The sequence below is a fragment of the Streptomyces roseoverticillatus genome, assembly GCF_000719265.1.
GTDB classification, from domain to species: Bacteria; Actinomycetota; Actinomycetes; order Streptomycetales; family Streptomycetaceae; genus Streptomyces; species Streptomyces roseoverticillatus.
This window is the reverse complement of the sequence record NZ_JOFL01000006.1, coordinates 87870-104977: the sequence shown is the minus strand read 5'-3', so window position 1 is coordinate 104977 and position 17108 is coordinate 87870. Positions and strand designations below refer to the sequence as shown.

Annotated in this window: 15 protein-coding genes; 12 read left to right on the top strand and 3 right to left on the bottom strand. The window is 75.8% G+C overall.

Annotation, left to right across the window (positions count from 1 at the left end; genetic code table 11):
• Positions 1–26 precede the first annotated feature (26 nt).
• The 3 genes from ribD to IF61_RS0107945 are packed head-to-tail and all read left to right on the top strand — an operon-like array spanning position 27 to position 3069.
• Positions 27–1115, top strand: a complete 1089-nt coding sequence (gene ribD, locus IF61_RS0107960; RefSeq protein WP_030365554.1) for a bifunctional diaminohydroxyphosphoribosylaminopyrimidine deaminase/5-amino-6-(5-phosphoribosylamino)uracil reductase RibD — start codon at positions 27–29, stop codon at positions 1113–1115.
• Positions 1112–2332, top strand: a complete 1221-nt coding sequence (locus IF61_RS33245) for a flavodoxin family protein (RefSeq protein ID WP_052392495.1) — start codon at positions 1112–1114, stop codon at positions 2330–2332. Before ribD ends, IF61_RS33245 begins: the two co-directional genes overlap by 4 nt.
• Complete coding sequence (locus IF61_RS0107945; protein ID WP_030365553.1) at positions 2329–3069, top strand: class I SAM-dependent methyltransferase; 741 nt, start codon at positions 2329–2331, stop codon at positions 3067–3069. The genes IF61_RS33245 and IF61_RS0107945 overlap by 4 nt, the downstream gene beginning before the upstream one ends.
• 77 nt (positions 3070–3146) lie before the next feature.
• Here IF61_RS0107945 and IF61_RS0107940 read toward each other — a convergent pair whose 3' ends face one another.
• Positions 3147–3749 (bottom strand): NAD(P)H-dependent oxidoreductase, encoded by a 603-nt coding sequence (locus IF61_RS0107940; protein WP_030365552.1) that lies wholly within the window; start codon positions 3747–3749, stop codon positions 3147–3149.
• A gap of 38 nt (positions 3750–3787) precedes the next feature.
• On the bottom strand, positions 3788–5155 hold the full coding sequence (locus tag IF61_RS0107935; RefSeq protein WP_043188355.1) for an MFS transporter: 1368 nt from the start codon (positions 5153–5155) through the stop codon (positions 3788–3790).
• A 179-nt stretch (positions 5156–5334) separates the two neighbouring features.
• Here IF61_RS0107935 and IF61_RS0107930 point away from each other — a divergent pair, with 179 nt between their 5' ends.
• From IF61_RS0107930 to IF61_RS0107900, 7 genes are all read left to right on the top strand, one after another.
• On the top strand, positions 5335–6000 hold the full coding sequence (locus IF61_RS0107930; RefSeq protein WP_043188202.1) for a TetR/AcrR family transcriptional regulator: 666 nt from the start codon (positions 5335–5337) through the stop codon (positions 5998–6000).
• A gap of 81 nt (positions 6001–6081) precedes the next feature.
• A complete protein-coding gene (locus tag IF61_RS0107925) occupies positions 6082–8931 on the top strand; it encodes an AAA family ATPase (protein ID WP_157848558.1) in 2850 nt (949 codons plus the stop codon).
• Between the two features lie 170 nt (positions 8932–9101).
• On the top strand, positions 9102–9896 hold the full coding sequence (locus tag IF61_RS0107920) for a class I SAM-dependent methyltransferase (protein ID WP_052392494.1): 795 nt from the start codon (positions 9102–9104) through the stop codon (positions 9894–9896).
• A 14-nt stretch (positions 9897–9910) separates the two neighbouring features.
• A complete protein-coding gene (locus IF61_RS0107915) occupies positions 9911–10804 on the top strand; it encodes an FAD binding domain-containing protein (RefSeq protein WP_030365547.1) in 894 nt (297 codons plus the stop codon).
• Positions 10795–11277 (top strand): (2Fe-2S)-binding protein, encoded by a 483-nt coding sequence (locus IF61_RS0107910; protein ID WP_030365546.1) that lies wholly within the window; start codon positions 10795–10797, stop codon positions 11275–11277. Before IF61_RS0107915 ends, IF61_RS0107910 begins: the two co-directional genes overlap by 10 nt.
• Complete coding sequence (pucD, locus tag IF61_RS0107905) at positions 11274–13595, top strand: xanthine dehydrogenase subunit D (protein WP_043188199.1); 2322 nt, start codon at positions 11274–11276, stop codon at positions 13593–13595. Before IF61_RS0107910 ends, pucD begins: the two co-directional genes overlap by 4 nt.
• Before the next feature lie 64 nt (positions 13596–13659).
• Positions 13660–14403 carry a class I SAM-dependent methyltransferase gene (locus IF61_RS0107900; RefSeq protein ID WP_030365544.1) on the top strand — a complete coding sequence of 248 codons (744 nt, stop codon included), beginning with the start codon at positions 13660–13662 and terminating at the stop codon, positions 14401–14403.
• Positions 14404–14456: 53 nt separating this feature from the next.
• Here the strand turns inward: IF61_RS0107900 and IF61_RS0107895 are convergent, their stop codons facing one another.
• Complete coding sequence (locus IF61_RS0107895) at positions 14457–14762, bottom strand: ArsR/SmtB family transcription factor (RefSeq protein WP_342667976.1); 306 nt, start codon at positions 14760–14762, stop codon at positions 14457–14459.
• 81 nt (positions 14763–14843) lie between these two features.
• On the opposite strand from IF61_RS0107895, the gene IF61_RS0107890 reads away from it, so the two are divergent.
• Complete coding sequence (locus tag IF61_RS0107890) at positions 14844–16313, top strand: MFS transporter (RefSeq protein WP_030365542.1); 1470 nt, start codon at positions 14844–14846, stop codon at positions 16311–16313.
• A gap of 170 nt (positions 16314–16483) precedes the next feature.
• Positions 16484–17095: a GTP cyclohydrolase II RibA gene (gene ribA / locus IF61_RS0107885; protein ID WP_245684439.1), complete on the top strand. Its 612-nt coding sequence runs from the start codon at positions 16484–16486 to the stop codon at positions 17093–17095.
• Positions 17096–17108 lie beyond the last annotated feature (13 nt).

Genomic DNA, 17108 nt, shown 5'->3' with positions numbered 1-17108 from the left:
CCGCCACCCCCGCCGAACGGGCGGCCATGCGCCGGGCTCTGGAGCTCGCCGTCACCCGCCTGGGCCGCACCAGCCCCAACCCCGTCGTCGGCTGCGTCCTGCTGGACGCGGACGGCGGCACGGTGGCCGAGGGCTTCCACCTCGGGGCGGGCCGGCCGCACGCCGAGGTCGAGGCGCTGACCGCCGCGGGGGAACGCGCGCGGGGCACGACGGCCGTCGTCACCCTGGAGCCGTGCGCGCACCGGGGCCGTACGGGCCCGTGCGCGGACGCGCTCCTCGCCGCCGGGGTCGCCCGGGTGGTGTACGCGGTGCCGGACCCCGTGCCCGGCCACGCGGGCGGCGCCGGGCGGCTGCGCGCCGCGGGGATCGAGGTCGTGGGCGGCGTGCTGCGCGAGGAGGCCGAGCGGGCCAACGAGCTCTGGCTGACCGCGACCCGGCTCGGCCGGCCGTGCGTGACGTGGAAGTTCGGCGGGACGCTCGACGGGCGCTCGGCCGCGCCCGACGGCACCTCGCGCTGGATCACCGGCCCGGAGGCCCGGGCGGATGCCCACGGACTGCGCGCCACGCACGACGCGGTCCTGGTCGGCTCGGGCACGCTCCGCGCGGACGACCCCCACCTGGGGCTGCGCCACGGCGTCTTTGGGAAGCCGCCGCTGCGGATCGTGCTGGACCGCACCGGAAGCATCCGGCCCGGCGCGCGGGTCCTGGACGACGCGGCCCCGACCCTGGTGGTGGTCGGCGAGTCGGCCGCCCGGCCGGAACTGCCGGACGGGCACGAGGTCCTGGCCCTCCCGGAGACCGGCGGCCGGCTCGACCTCGCGGCCCTGACGGGCGCCCTCTACGAGCGGGGGCTGCGCTCCGTCCTGCTGGAGGGCGGCGCACGGCTCGCCGCGGAGTTCGCCTCCCGGGGCATGCTCGACCGCGTCGTGGCCTACGTCGCACCCGTGCTGCTCGGCGGCGGGGGGCGCGCGGTGCTCGACGGGTTCGGGGCCGGCACCCTGAGCGAGGCGCTGCGGCTGCAGCTGGACGAGGTCGCCCGGCTCGGCGACGACGTCCGGCTGGTGCTGCGCTCCCGCCCGCTCGCCGCCGGCCGGGAGCCGGAGGAGGCGCCGTGACCCCGAAGATCGCCGTCGTCCACCACAGCCGGCGCGGCACGATGCGCGCCCTCGCGGAGGCCGCGGCCGAGGGTGCGCGCGCGTACGGCGCGCAGGTGCGGCTGGTGCGGGTCTCCGACGACAAGGCGGTGGCGGCGTGGCCGGAGCCGGAGGCCGCGCCGGAGGACGTGCTCTGGGCCGACGGCCTGGTGCTGGCCACGCCCACGTACTTCGGCAACCCCTCCTCGCCGTTCAAGCGGTTCCTGGAGAGCACCTCGCCGCTGTGGTCCCAGGGGCTGCTCGCCGACCGGATCGTGACCGGCATGACGTCGTCGACGTGTCTGCACGGCGGCCGCGAGGCCACCCTGCTGGCGCTGTTCCAGACGGTCTACCACTGGGGGGCGTGGGTGCTGGGCTCCGACCCCTTCAGCGCCGAGTGCCGGGCCACGGGCGGCAATCCGTACGGGCTGTCGGTCTCGGCGGTGCGCGACGGCACCGTCGGGGAGGCCGACCTGGCCGCCGCGTGGGCGGCCGGCCACCGGCTGGCCGTCACGACGGCACGGGTGCGGCGCGCCGACCGGGCGGACGACACGGCCGGCCGCGCCCGGGTCACGGTCGTCCACTGCGCCGAGGACGAAACGGTCCGCATGCTGGCGCAGGAGTGCGCGGCGGGCGCCCGGGAGCTGGGGGCCGAGGTGCGGCTGCGCCGGCTGGCGGGGCCCGCGGCCGCGCGGGAGGCGGGCCTGCCCGGACCCGCGGGCGGCGCCCCGCCGGCGGCCGTCGTCACCCCGGACGACGTGGCCTGGGCGGACTCGCTGCTCTTCGGAGCACGCGTCCGGTCGGGATCCATGGCCGCCTCCATGCTGGGCTTCCTGCAGTCGCTGGAGCCCGAGGACGGCCCGGGACCGCTGGCGGGCAAGCCGGCCAGTGGGTTCACCTGCACCCCCCGGCCGCACGCGGGCAGCGAATCGGCGCTGCTCGCCCTGAACAACGTGCTGCACCACGGCGGCGCGGTGGTGGTGCCGCCCGGCTACACCGACCCCGCGGTCTTCGCGGCGGGCGGCAATCCGTACGGCACGTCGCACTCCCGGTCGGCGGGGGCCCTGCCCACCCCGCAGGCGCTGGCGGCCGCCCGGCACCAGGGCCGGCGCATGGCCCTCGCCGGCGACCGGCTGCGCCGCGAGCCCGTGTCCGCGGGCGCCACCTCTGACACCCCCCTCGAAAAGGAAGTCATATGACCGTCCAGCAGTACGACGACATCGGCGAGGCCTACGAGGGCTTCAAGTCGCTGCCCATGGCGCGTTACCCCGAGAGCGGCAGCTTCGTGCGGATGCTCGGCGATCTGAGCGGCCGTTCCGTGCTGGACCTGGCCTGCGGCACGGGCTTCTACACCCGGCAGGCCAGGCGGCTGGGGGCGGCGGACGTCCTCGGCGTCGACGTCTCCGACGGGATGGTGGCCGCGGCCCGGGCCATCGAGGAGCGCAGCCCCCTGGGGGTGCGCTACCAGGTCGCCGACGGCGCCGACCTGCCGGTCTTCGACCGGCACTTCGACGTGGCGACGGCGGTGTACCTGCTCAACTACGCCGACGACGCGGCCACGATGGAGTGGATGTGCCGGGGCGTGCACCGCAACCTGCGGCCGGGCGGCGAGTTCTTCGTGCTCACCCAGGCGCCGGACTTCCGCTTCGACGGGCCGCCGACGGACAAGTACGGCTTCCGCTACGAGCCGGTGGGCGAGGGCGAGGTGGGCCCGCGGGTGCGGATCACCGCGCTCCTGGACTCGCCCATCGAGTTCGTGACCAACTACCCGCGGCGCGAGGTCTACGAGGGCGCGCTGCGGCAGGCCGGTTTCACCGGCATCACCTGGGTGCCGCTCGAGGTGCCGGAGGACGGTCTCGCCGCGTTCGGCGCGGAGTTCTGGGCGGACTTCCTGGCCAACCCGCCGCTGGTGATGCTGCGCTGCACGGCGGCCTGAGCAGGCCGGCCCGGCAGCGGGCCGGTTCCCCCGTGGCCCCGACGGTCCTCACCGTCGGGGCCTTCCGGCGTCCGCCGTCACAGCAGCCACGGCCGGAAGTCCTCCGCGGGCGGCAGGCCCGCGTTCTCCCGGGCGGCCGCGGCCGTGCGGTGGATGTGGAACAGCAGGCGCACGGCCGCTCCCGGGTCGCCGAAGGAGACCTGCCCGTCGGGCTCCTCGCGCAGGGCCCGGGTCACGCGGGGCACGATGGTGCGCGGGCCGATGATGGTGGCACCGGCCGTGAACAGCATCCGCTCGACCTCGGAGTACGGCTTCTGCTCGGCGATGGGCTCCTCACAGGTGGTGAGGACGGCCACGGGCTTGCCCACGAGGGGCGAGCCCTCGGTCGGCCAGGTCAGCCAGTTCAGGAGCGTGCGCAGCGAGGCGGGCGGCGCGCCGTCCGTCTCGGGCGTGGTGAGGACGATGCCGTCGGCGAGCGACGCCATCTGGCGGAGCGCGTCGGCCACGGGGTGCGACGGGGCGATGATCTCGCTGCCGGCGCGGGCCAGCACGGAGGGCGCCGTGCTGACGACGAGCCGGGTGCCGGAGGCTCCGGGGGCCGAGAGCGCGCGAAGCAGCCGGTCACCGTACGGATCGTCTTCGGTGGGGGCGCTCAGTCCCAGCAGGAGGACGTTCTCCACGGTCGGTCTCCTTCCTTGAGGTGCTTGGTTCCCGGGCGTCAGGCGGCCCGGGCGGGGCGCAGGCGCCGGGAGACGAGGACGCCGGCCAGTGCGAGGACCGCGGTGATGACGAAGGTGAACAGGAGCCCGGCCCGGGTGGTCGAGTCGTGCTGGTGGGCCATGGCGATGGCGGCGCCGCCGATGCCGGAGATCAGACCGGTCGCAAGGGTCTGGGCGAGCTGCAGGGAGCCGCTGACGAGACCCTGCTGCTCGGCAGGGGCCTGTTCGAGGGTGTCGGTGGTGGCGGCGTTGAAGCCGATGCCCATGCCGATGCCGCCGAGGGCCCAGCCGGCGATGGCGACGAGCGGGGGGATCGCCTCGACGAGGACGGCCGCGGCCATGACGACGAGGCCGGCGAAGAGGATGGTGAAGCCGATGGTGACGCTGCCGGTGCGGCCGTTGCCCTTGCCGTCGCGCTTGGCCTGCCAGGCGGAGCCGACGACCCAGGTGATGGCGCCGGCGGACAGGCCGAGGCCGGCCAGGGAGGCGTTCACGCCGCGCAGTTCCTGCAGGCCGAGCGGGAGGAAGGCCTCGCTGCCGAAGTAGACGCCGCAGAGCAGGAAGCGGATGCCGATGCCGGCACCGACTCCGGCACGCAGGCTGAGCGTGCCGGCGGGGGTCACCTGGCGCAGGGTCGGCACGGCGACGGCGATGCCGACGAGGGCGAGCACGACGAGCAGCACGATGTTCTTGAGCAGCAGGGCCTGCAGGAGCAGGGCGGTGCCGGCGGTGAGCAGGATGCTGGCGGCGAGCGGGCTCTTCCACCAGGGGCCCGCGGGGGCGCTGCTGCCGGCGGTGCCGGCCGGGCGCTCGAGGCGGCGCAGGCCCGGGAGGGTGAGGAGGGCGGCGATGGCGATCAGGGGGAGCATCAGCAGGAAGACGCCGCGCCAGCTGGTGAAGTCGGCGAGGGTGCCGGCGATCACGGGGCCGATCAGCGAGGGGATGGTCCACGCGGAGGAGAGCAGGGCGAACATGCGGGCCCTGAGGTTCTCGGGGTACGCGAGGCCGATCACCGTGTAGGCCATGCTCATGACAGCACCGACACCGAGGCCCTGGAGCGCCCGGCCCAGCAGGAAGAGCGGCCACGTGGGCGCTGCGCCCGCCACGGCGCAGCCGACGGCGAAGACCAGCATGCCGATGGCCATCGAGCGCACGGGACCGCTTCGGTCGGCGGCGCGGCCGGCGACCACCGTACCGATGATGTTGGCGAGCATCAGGGCGGACAGGCCCCAGCCGTAGGCGCCCAGGCCGTCGAGGTCCTTCGCGATGTCGGGCAGGACCGTGGCCACGCCCAGGGACTCGAAGGCGACCATGCTCACGGAGAGGATGACGCCGAGCGTCAGCGCGCGGTAGGCCCCGCCGAACACGCTCTCCGATCCCCCGGCCGGCACCTCGGCCGAGGATGGCGTGCCCCCCTCCGCGACAGGTGACGCGAGCGGCTCACCGGCCCCTTCCGTCCTCTCGTTCACATCTTGCGACACAACGACCTCCCAAGTTTCGTTCCGTTCCGGGACGTAATTAATAGCAGATTACCTATACTGGCCGCATGGTGAACACCCCGAACGGCGCGGTGGCCGAAGAGCGCGAGGCCGGCCAGCAGCGCACAGGCAGGCCGCGGGACGGCCGCATCGACGCAGCCGTGCCCGCCGCGGTGATGGAGCTCCTCAACGAGTCGGGCTACGGGAACCTGACGCTTGAGGCGGTGGCCGCCCGTGCGGGCACGAGCAAGCCCGCCCTGCGCCGGCGCTGGCAGTCCCGCCAGCACCTCGTCGTAGACGCGCTGGTCACCACGATGGGCACCGCCCCGACCCCGGACACCGGCTGCACCCACTGCGACCTGATCGCCGGGATCGGCACCCTCAGCCAGGCCTTCGGCACCGCGCTCGGGCGGCGCGTGCTGCCCGCCCTCGTGGCCGACCTCGCCGACCAGCCGGAGCTGGACGCCCTCTTCCTGGAGCGCTTCTTCCACCCGCGCCGGGCCTCGACGGCCGAGGCGCTGCGACGCGGGATCCGGCGGGGGGACATCCGCCCCGACGCGGACATCGACCTGCTGCTGGACATGCTGGCGTCCAGCACGTACTACCGGGTGCTCTTCGGGCACCTGCCGGTGACCGCGGCGCTCGCGGAGGACGTGGTCGAGGTCGTCCTGAAGGGCGTGGCCACCGGTGCCTGGCGCGAGCGCCACCGGCACGGGGTCTTCGACGGTTTCTGACGCACGGGTTCCGGCGTACGGGGGGCGGCGGGGGGCCGGGCGCCGTGACGGCCCGGCAGGTACGAGGGGAGGGAGAGACTGTTGCTGAGCCGCGACAGCGAAATGACGGCCCTGGACGGGGGCCTGTCCGCAGCGGAGGCCGGCATGGGGGCCAGCCTGCTGCTGGAGGGGGGCATAGGCACCGGCAAGTCGCACTTGGTGCGGGCCGCGCTGCGGACCGCCCGGAGCAGGGGGTTCGGGACGGTCTCCGCACGCGCCAGACCGGGCGAGCGGAGCCGGGCCCACGGCGTCCTGCACCAGATGCGTGACCAGCTGCTGTGCCTGCTCGGCACGGACCCGGCGCAGGAGGACCCGGGCGACGGGGACGCGGAGGCCGCCGGCATGCACCGGCTGATCACGGCCGCCACGGCCGGCGCGCCCCTGCTGGTCGCGATCGACGACCTGCAGTGGACGGACACCCCGTCGCTGCGCTGGCTCGGCTATCTGACGGCCCGTCTGGAAGGCCTGCCGGTCTTCCTGCTGGCCACCCTCGGCGTGGACCGCCCAGGGCCGGCGGGCCCCGGGGCCGGGCCGCAGAGCGCCGAGTCCCCCGCCGGGGTCGCCTCGTTCTTCCACCGCCGCGCGGTGCTGCAGGGCCTCAACGGCGACAGCGTCGCCTATCTGCTGTCCGCCTTCACGGGCGAGCACGCCGACCCCGGCCTCGTACGGGCCTGCCGCGCGGCCACCGGCGGCAATCCGCTGCTGCTCCAGGCGCTGCTGCGCGAGCTGCGGCGCACGGGCCTCGCGCCGGGCGTCGTCTCCGCGCACCGGGTGGCCGGACTGGGCCCGGTGGAGGTCGCCGAGACCCTCCTGACCCGGCTCGACGGCAGCTCCTCCCGGGTCGGCGCGGTGCTCGACGCCGTGTCGATCGTCGCGCCCGGGGCGAGCGCCCCGCTCGTCGCCCACCTCGCCGGCATCGGCGCCGGCGAGGCCGCGGACCTGCTCTACCGGCTCGTGCACTGGGGCGTCCTGACGGAGGGCCAGGACGGCATCGGCTTCGCCCAGCCCCTCGTCATGGCCTCCTTCCGGGCCCGGATGCCGCCCAGCGAGCGGGCCCGGCTGCACGCGGAGGCCGCCAGGGCCCTCTACGCGAGCAGCGCCCCCCGCGAGCGCATCACCGCGCACCTGCTGCCCTCCGCTCCCCTGGGCGAGCGCTGGGCGCTGCGGCTGCTCGTGGACGCGGCCGACGCGGCGCTCGCCGGCGGCGCGCTCGCGGAGGCCCGCGTCTGCCTGGAGCGCGGCCTCGCCGAGTGCGGGCCGGAAGAGGAGCCCGGACTGCTGCGCCGGCTCGGCCACATCGAACTGGCCGACGGCCCCGAGCACGCGGTCGCCCGGCTGCGCCGCACCGTCGGCCTCATCCAGGGCGGCACCGAGCACCGCGCCATGGCCCTGCTGGACCTGGCGCAGGCCGCCGCCATGACCGGCGACGTCCCCGAGGCCCTGCGGATCGTCGAGCAGGAGTCCGGCGAGCTGGAGCGCTCCGGCGCCCCGAAGGAGCTGCGGGCGGGCTTCCGCGCCGTACGCGGACTGCTGGAGCTCCTCGAAGGCCGCGGCGCCCGTCCGAAGCCGTCGTGCGCACCGGCTCCGGCCTTCCCCGCGCAGCTGAGCGAGGTCGCCCGGTGCCCGTGGGTGCGGCGCGCCGAGGCCGCGGCGCAGGCCATGGGCGCGCAGTGGGGCGGCACGCAGCGGGCCGAGGCGGTCCAGCAGGCCCGCCTCGCGCTCGGCGAACCGGTCACCACCGTCAACGACCACGCCCTGATGCGGCTCGGTCTCGTCCTCGTCCTGGCCCGCTCGGGCGCCGCCGAGGAGGCCCTGGAGCACGGCGCGGCCCTGCTCACCGCGGCGACCGAGGAGGGCTCGCGCACCGTTGCGGCGCTCGCCCGGGCCGTGCTCGCCGAATGTGCCTTCCGCTCCGGCCGCCTGACGGAGTGCCTGGAGGCCGCGCACGGCGCGCTGGAGCGGGGCCCGGAGCCGGCCGGGCGCGAGTGGCTGGGCTCCGCCGCGGCCCGCGGCTGGCTGGGCAGCGCCCTGTACGAGTCCGGTGACCTCGATCAGGCGCAGCGGGTCCTCCTGGAGGCCGGGCTGGAGAACGCGGTGCCCGCCGTCACGCTGCCCGGGCTGCTGTTCCACCGCGGCCGGCTGCAGGTCGCGCTGGGGCGGGTCGGGCCGGGGCTCGCGGACCTGGAGGAGTGCGGGCGGCTGCTGCTGCACCGGGGCTGGACCAACCCGGCGCTGTGGCCCTGGCGTTCCGAGGCGGCCCTGGCGCACGCCCGGCTGGGCGACGAGGACGCGGCCCGGCGGCTCGTCCGGGAGGAGCTGGCCCTCGCGCGGGACTTCGGCGCGCCCCACGCCGTCGGCGTCGCCCTGCGCGCCGCGGGCCTGCTCGGGCCCGGCGAGGAGCGGGCCGCGGTCCTCGCGGAGTCCGCCCAGCTGCTGCGGGAGGCGGGCGCCGCGCTCGACGAGGCGCGGGTGCTGCGCGACCTGGGCCGCGAGCTGATGCGGACCCGCAAGACGCGGCAGGCCCGGGAGCACCTGCGGGCCGCCGCCGCGCTGGCCGAGAAGTGCGCGGCGCACCTCCTCGTCCAGGAGCTGCGCCAGGACATGATCGAGGCCGGTGCCCGCCCGCGCCGCGACACCGAGATCGGCCCCGCCTCGCTCACCCCCGCCGAGCGCCGCACCGCGCTGCTCGCCGCGGAGGGGCTCACCAACCGGGAGATCGCCGGGCGGCTGTACGTGACCCGGCGCACCGTGGAGATGCACCTGAGCCGGGTGTACCGCAAGCTGTCGATCTCCGACCGCCGGGCGCTGAGCCTGGCGGCGGACGACGAGCGGCTGTCGCCCGCGGCGTGTCTGCACCTGCCGGAGCCCGAGGCCGCCGAGTCCTGCGCCTGACGCGTGCTGCCGCCGGCGGGCGGCGGCACGCGCCCCCGGCGGCGGCCGGCTGTCGTCTCGGTACCGGCACCCAATTGCTCCGGGGAAGGCTACGGGCCGCTCCGTGATCTGCGGACCCGGTGGGCGGCCGAATCTGGAGTCCTCAGCTCCGGAAGAAGGTGAGGCTCCCCATGGCCGATGCAGCGGACGGCAGCGCGGCGCGCGCGTCCCACGACGACCTGCAGTACGACCGGATCGGCGAGGACTACGAGCTGTCCAAGACGCTGCCGCTCACGTGGTTCGTGGAACGGCCCAGCGTGCTGGGTCTGCTGGCGGACGTCCGGGGCAAGGACGTGCTCGACCTCGCCTGCGGCACGGGGGTCTACACCCGGCACGCCCGCCGGCTGGGGGCGGGCCGCGTGCTCGGCGTGGACATCTCCCCGAAGATGATCGAGGCCTGCCGGGCGGCGGAGGAGCGCACGCACCTCGGCGTCGAGTACGCCGTGGGCGACGCGTCCGCGCTGCCGCGGCTCGGCGAGTTCGACGTGCTGCTCGCCGCGTACCTGTTCAACTACGCCGACTCGCCCGAAGCGCTGGAGCGCATGGCCCGGACCTGCGCCCGCAACCTGCGCGCGGGAGGCGCGCTGCGGGCCTTCGTCGCCCACCCGGACTTCGACTTCGACCGGCCGCTGCCGAAGCGGTACGGCTTCTCCTTCGAGCGGGAGCCGGACCCGGCGCACGACGGCCGGATCCGCGTCACCGCGCACACCGACCCCCGGATCAGCTTCTCCGCCTACCTGCCGTCCGGCCGGGCCTTCGAGGAGGCCTTCGCCGCCGCCGGCTTCTGCGACTGCTCCTGGGACGCGGTGCGGCTGTCCGTCGAAGGGGAGCTGGAGCACGGGCCCGCGTACTGGGACGACTTCCGGGCCAACCCGCCGTGGACGCTCTTCCACTGCGCCAAGTGCACCGAGGGCAGGGCCGCATGAGCCTGCCGGCCGCCATGGACTTCCTCCTGCCCGACCGGCTGGACGAGGCGCTGCACGCGATGGCCGCCCGCGCCGGCACGGTGCCCGTGGCCGGCGGCACCGACGTCATGGTGCGGCTGGCCCGGGGCCGGGAGCGCCCGCCCGCCGCCGTCGACCTCACCCGGATCCCCGCCCTGGCCCGCTGGGAGCGCTCGGCGGGCCGGGTCCGGCTCGGGGCGACCGTGCCCTACACCCGGCTCGCCGACGAACTCGCCGGCCCGCTGCCCGGGCTCGCGGCGGCGGCCCGCACGGTGGGCTCCCGCCAGATCCGCAACCGCGGCACCGTGGGCGGCGCCCTCGGCACCGCCTCGGCCGGCGGCGACGTCCATCCCGTGCTGCTGGCGTGCGACGCGGAGGTGGAGCTGGTGTCCGCGCGCGGCACCCGGCGGGTGCCGGTGCGGGAGTTCTACACCGGCCCGGGCCGCACGGTCCGCGCGCCGGACGAGCTGGTCCGCGCCGTGCGGGTGCCCGAGGCGGAGGGCCCGCAGGGCTACGCCAAGGCGGGGCGGCGCGGCGCCCTGGTGGTGGCGACCTGTTCCTTCGCGGTGGCGCTGTGGCCCTCGCGGGGCCGGGTGGGCACCGGCATCGGCGCGGCGGCGGACCGGCCCCTGCCGGCGTGCGAGGCCGAGGGGTTCGTGGCCGGGGAGCTCGCCGAGCGGCGGCTGTGGCGGTCCCGGAGGCCGCTCCCGGACAGCGTCCTGACCCGCTTCGGCGAACTGGCCGCCGCGGCTGCCTCCCCCGCCGACGACGTGCGCGGCTCCTCCGCCTACCGCCGGCACGCGGTGGCCGTCCTGGCCCGCCGCTCCCTCGGCCGGGCCTGGGACGACTACTGCGCGGACCGGCGCGCGAAGGAGGCACCGTGCGCCTGACGCTGACGGTGAACGGCGAGCAGCACGACATCGACGGCGTCGCCGGCACCGAGAGCCTGCTGTCCGTCCTCCGGCGGCGCCTCGGCCTGTCCGGCGCGAAGAACGCCTGCGAGCAGGGCCAGTGCGGCTCCTGCTCAATCCACCTGGACGGGGTGCTGGTGTGCGCGTGCCTGGTGCCCGCGCCCCAGGCCCACGGCCGGAGCGTGGAGACGGTCGAGGGCCTGGCCGGCGAGGACGGGCCGCACCCCGTGCAGGAGGCCTTCCTCGCCTGCGGCGCCGTGCAGTGCGGCTTCTGCACGCCCGGCATGCTCATGGCCACCGAGGACCTGCTGCGCCGCTGCCCCGACCCCGGCGAGGCCGAGATCAAGGACGCCCTCGCGGGGAACCTGTGCCGCTGCACCGGCTACCGGCACATCCTCGACGCCGTCCGCCTGGCCGCCGACCGCACGCGCGCCCTGGAGGCCCGACCGTGACCCCGTACACCCCGCACACCCCGGACTCCCGCCGCACGCCCGGGGCGGTCGGCGACAGCGCACCCCGCCCGGACGGACCGCTCAAGGTCCGCGGCGCCTTCGCCTACTCCTCCGACCTGGAGGCGCGGGACATGCTGTGGGGCACCACGCTGCGCAGCCCCCACCCGCGCGCCCGGATCCTCGCCGTCGGCACCGCGGAGGCGCTCGCCCTGCCGGGCGTCCACGCGGTGCTGACCCACCGCGACGTGCCCGGCCGCAACCTGCACGGCGCGATGGTCGTCGACCAGCCGGTGCTCGCCGTGGACGCCGTGCGCTACGAGGGCGAGCCGGTCGCCGTCGTGGCCGCCGAGGACCCGGAGACGGCCCGCCGCGCCGCGGAGCTGGTGCGCGTCGCCTACGAGGTGCTGCCGCCGGTCACCGACGCCGAGGCGGCCCTCGCCCCGGACTCCCCCGCCGTGCACGCGGGCGGCAACCTCCTGCGCCACGTCCCGCTGCGGCGCGGCCGCGCCGCGCGCGGCGAACCGCTCACCGCCGACGTCGTGGTGCGCGGCGTCTACGAGGTCGGCATGCAGGACCAGGCCTTCCTGGGACCGGAGTCGGGCCTGGCCGTGCCCGACCCGGACGGCGGCGTGACCCTGCACGTCGCCACGCAGTGGCTGCACGTGGACCACGACCAGGTCGTGGCGGCCCTGGGCCTGCCGCGGGAGAAGGTGCGGCTGCACCTGGCGGGCGTCGGCGGGGCGTTCGGCGCGCGCGAGGACCTGTCGATGCACGCGCACGCCTGCCTGCTCGCCCTGCGCACCGGCCGCCCGGTGAAGATGTGCTACACCCGCGAGGAGTCGTTCGTCGGCCACGTGCACCGCCACCCGGCGAGGATGGCCTACGAGCACGGCGCCACCCGCGACGGCCGGCTCGTCTACGTCAGGGCCTCGATCGTCCTCGACGGCGGCGCCTACTCCTCCAGTTCCCCCGCCGTCGCCGGCACCGTCGCGACGTGCTCCCTCGGCCCGTACGAGGTCCCGGACGCGGAAGTGGACGTGCGCGTCGTCTACACCAACAACCCGCCGTGCGGGGCGATGCGCGGCTTCGGCGCCGTGCAGGCCTGCTTCGGCTACGAGTCGCAGATGGACCGCCTCGCGCGCGAGCTCGGCATGGACCCGGTGGAGCTGCGCGTCCGCAACGCGGTGGCCGAGGGGTCGGCGGTGGCCAACGGGCAGGTCCTGGACCACCCGGCGCCGGTCGCCGAACTGCTGCGCCGGGTGCGGGACCGGCCGATGCCCCCCGCGGCGCCGCCCGAGGGCGCCCACCTGGCCCGTACGGCCTCGCGCGGGGAGTCCGTCGTGCGCGGCGTGGGCTACGCCGTCGGCTTCAAGAACGTCGGCTTCGTGGAGGGCTTCGACGACTACTCCACCGCCCGGGTCCGGCTGGAGTCCGCCGGCGGGCAGGTGCGCGCCGTGGTGACCAGCGCGGCGGCCGAGGTCGGCCAGGGCGTGGTGACGGTGCAGGCCCAGATCGCGCGGACCGAACTCGGCGTCGAGCAGGTGGCGGTGGAGTTCGGGGACAGCTCCTTCGGCTCGGCCGGGCCCTCGTCGTCCTCCCGCCAGACGTACGTCACCGGCGGCGCCGTCAAGGCGGCCGCGGAAGCCGTCCGGGCCCGCGTCCTGGAGCGCGCGGACCGGCTGCTGGGGCGGCCCGGCACCGCCACGGGCCTGTCCGGCGGTGCGGTCACCGGCGCGGGCGGCCAGGTACTGTGCAAGCTGGCCGACGTGCTGGGCGACGAGGCCGTCGAGGAGACCGTCGAGTGGCACCACCGGCCCACGTTCCCCCTGGACCCGCACACCGGGCAGGGCGATTCGGTCTTCCAGTTCGCGTTCGCCGCGCACCGGGCGGTGGTCGACGTGGACGTCGAGCTCGGCCTCGTCCGGGCGGTCGAGATCGCCACCGCCCAGGACGTCGGCAAGGCCGTCAACCCGCAGGCCTTGCTGGGCCAGATCCACGGCGGCACCGTGCAGGGCCTGGGGCTCGCGCTGATGGAGGAGATACGGGTCGAGGGCGGCCTGATGCAGAACCCCTCGTTCACCGACTACCTGATCCCGACCGTCCACGACGTGCCGCCGATGCACGTCGACGTGCTCGAACTGGCCGACCCGCACGCTCCCTACGGCGTGCGCGGCGTGGGCGAGCCGCCGAACATCTCCAGCCCGGCCGCGGTCGCGGCCGCCGTCCGGGACGCCACCGGCCTCGACCTGCCGCGCATCCCCCTGCGCCCCGAGGACGTGGCCGGGCTGACCCGCACGCCCGGCTCCGGGGTGCGGTGAGCGCCCCCACCACCGTCCCCGGGCCGGTCACGGCCGGGGCCCCGCCCACCGGAGGAGACCCCCCATGAGCCAGGAGCGCACCACAGCGCAGTACGACGTGATCGGAGCGCGCTGGGAGGACGCGCGGTCGCTGCCCACGGTCCATCCCGAGCGTGCGAGCTTCCTCGCCCTGCTGGGCGACGTGACCGGGCTGGACGTCCTCGACCTGGCGTGCGGCGACGGCTTCTACACCCGTCAGGCCAAGCTGCTGGGCGCGGACCGGGTCGTGGGGGCGGACGTCTCGGAGGCGATGGTCGCGGCGGCGCGGGCGGCCGAGGAGCGGGCGCCGCTGGGCACCCGCTACGTGGCCGCGGACGCGGCGGACCTGCCGGACCTCGGCCGCTTCGACGTCGTGACCGCCGCCTACCTGCTCAACTACGCGCGGGAGGAGGAGACGCTGACGGCCATGTGCCGCGGCGCCTTCGAACGGCTGCCGCGCGGCGGGCGGTTCATCGGGGTGACGCAGAACCCGCGCTTCTCCTTCGACGGGCCGCGGCCCGACCCGTACGGCTTCGCCTTCGAGCCGCTGGAGGCCTCGGCGTTCGGCACCCGGATCCGGGTCACCGCGGCGCTGGAGCCGCCGGTCTCCTTCGAGACCTGCCTGATCCGGCCGGAGGTGTACGAGGCGGCGTTCGCGGCGGCGGGGTTCGCCCGGGTGTCGTGGGTGCCGCTGCACGTGCCGGAGGCGGCGCTGGCGCGCTTCGGGGCCGCTTACTGGGAGGGGTTCTCGGCCAATCCGCCCATCGTCCTGTTCGAGGCGGTCCGCTGAAGGCACCCGGCCGGCCCCGGTGTCCTCGCGGGCACCGGGGCGGGCCCGGCAGGTCAGCCGGCCGCGGCGAGCCGGGGCGGCTGAATGGCCGTCAGGAGTTCGTGGAGCCGGTCGAGCCCCTCGGGGCGGACCGAGTAGCAGATCTGGGTGCCGCGGCGGCGGGTGACCACGAGGCCGGCCTCGCGCAGCACCTTCAGGTGCTGGCTGATGGTCGGCTGGGTGACCTCGAAGAGGTCGGTGAAGTCACAGGCGCACGTCTCGGGTTCGGCCGCGAGCGCGCGCATGATGCCCAGCCGCACGGGGTGTCCGAGCGCCCGGAGCATGGCGACGTCCGTCTTGTCCTCCACTGGTTCTCTCACGTTGACAGGTTATCAAACAGCGCCTATATAGTGGATCTCCTAAATAGGAAATTGCCTATGTAGAACTGGTTCGGAGGTCCGATGACCGACAACACCGGGGCGCCCGCCGCAGACCCTGCCGAGGGCGGCGTCCTCTCCCCCCGCTACCGCGCGCTGTCATTAGGACTGATCACGTCGGTCACGCTGGTGGCCTTCCTCTGGCTGGGCGTCGCCACGGTCCTGCCCGAGGCCGCCGAGGACCTCGGCGGGGTCCACCTCTTCGGCTGGGCGTTCACCGCGTTCATGCTCGCCAATCTCTTCGGCACCATCGCCGCCGGACAGGGCGCCGACAAGGGCGGCCCCACCCGCCCGTACGTGCAGGCCTTCATCGTCTTCGTCATCGGCTGCGTGGTCGCCGCGATCGCCGGCAACTGGTGGGTCCTGCTCGCCGGCCGCATCCTCCAGGGCCTGGGCGTCGGCGGCGTGCTGGCCCTGGCCTACCTGATCGTCGGCCTCGCCTACCCCGACGCGCTGCGCGCCCGGATGCTCGCGCTCGTGGCCTCGGCGTGGACGCTGCCCGCGCTGCTCGGCCCGGCCGTCGCGGGCGCGATCGCGAGCGCCACCAACTGGCGGGTGGTCTTCCTGATCCTCGTCCCGCTGGTGCCCGTCGCCGCCCTGCTCACCCTGCCCGCGATGCGGGGGCTCAAGCCCACCGGCGACGGCACGCCGGGCGAGAACCGGCTGCCGATGACGGTGCTGCTGGTGCTCGGCGTCGGCGCGCTCCTCGCCGGCCTGGAGAACCGCAACATCGCCGTGCTGGTGCCGCTGGTCGTGGCCGGCGTCGCGATCACGCTGCCCGTGCTGAACAAGCTCCTCCCGGCGGGCACGCTCACCGTCCGCCGCGGCATGCCCGCGGGCATGATCGTGCGCGGTCTGGTCAGCGCCGCCTACTACGGAGGCGAGTCCTTCTTCCCGCTCAGCATGACCCGCGTCCTCGGCCTCAGCACGCTCGGCTCCGGCCTCGCGCTGTCCGCGGGCGCCCTCACCTGGGTCAGCGGCGCCTGGCTGCAGGCGAAGCTGGACACGCGCAGCGGCGGCAAGGGCCGGCACGCCCGCGTCGTCCTCGGCTTCGTCCTCCTCGTGGCCGGTGACGCGCTGATCGCCCTGGCCGTCGGCACGGACCTCAAGAGCGTCCCGCTCGCCATCGTCGGCTGGGCCGTCGCGGGCCTCGGCATGGGCTTCGTCTACCCGGCCGTCACCACGATCGTCCTGTCGCTGGCGCCCAAGGGCAAGGAGGGCTCGGCCAGTTCGAGCCTGCAGCTGTGCGAGACCCTGTCCGTGGCCGTGATGACCGGCCTCGGCACCGCCATCACCGCCTACGGCTCCTCGCACGACTGGGCCGACAGCCGCGGGCTGGGCATCATCTACGTCATCGCCGCCGCGTGCGCCCTCCTGGGCATCGCCGCCGGCCTGCGGACCGCCGTCCGCAGGCGCACCGGCGAGGGCGACGGCGGCTCCGGGGAGGCGCCGGCAGCCTCGGCACCGCTCCAGGAATCGGAGCGAACGGCCTGATCAACGGCCGTATCCCGCCCCGGCACGGATCCGGTTCGGTACGCGACGCGGAAAAGCTTCGGTCGCTGTACCGGGCCGGTCCGTGCTGTCCGCGGCGGCTTCGTTGGCGATGCTGGAGCGACCGGTGCGAGTGACGCGCCGGGCGCGCAAGCATCTCCCTGGGAGGAACAGTGCCCGAAGTGCTGAACGGCGACGTGCTGAACCGCGAGGCGCCGGCCCCGGCGGGCGGCCGCCGGGGCGGGGCCCGCGTCCGGTCCCGGGTGGAGATCCCGCTCCACCTGGCCGACGGCTCCTGGCAGACCGCGCACGTCATCACCTTCGACGGGCTCTCCGACGGCCTGGAGCACATCGCGGTGTCCTACACCCGCCACCCCGCCGTCCCGCTGGTCCGGGTCCACTCCGAGTGCCTGACCGGCGACGTCCTCGGCTCGGGCCGGTGCGACTGCGGGCCGCGGCTGGACGAGTCGCTGCAGCGGGTGGCCGAGGAGGGCGGCATCCTGCTCTACCTGCGCCAGGAGGGCCAGGGCCGCAGGGACGTCAGCCTCTACGACAAGCTCGACGCGTACAGCGCCGCGGACCGCGGCCGCGGCGCCGGCGCCGCGGGCCACGGCCTGCGCCTCGCCGACGACGCCCGCGACTACCACGCGGCCGCCCAGATGCTCCGGGCCCTGGGCGTCTCCCGGGTCAGGCTGCTGACCAGCAACCCGGACAAGGTGCGGCAGCTGAACTGGTACGGCATCGCCGTCGAGGAACGGCTCGGCTTCGCCGGCCGCGGCGCCTGAGGGGCGCCGCGCG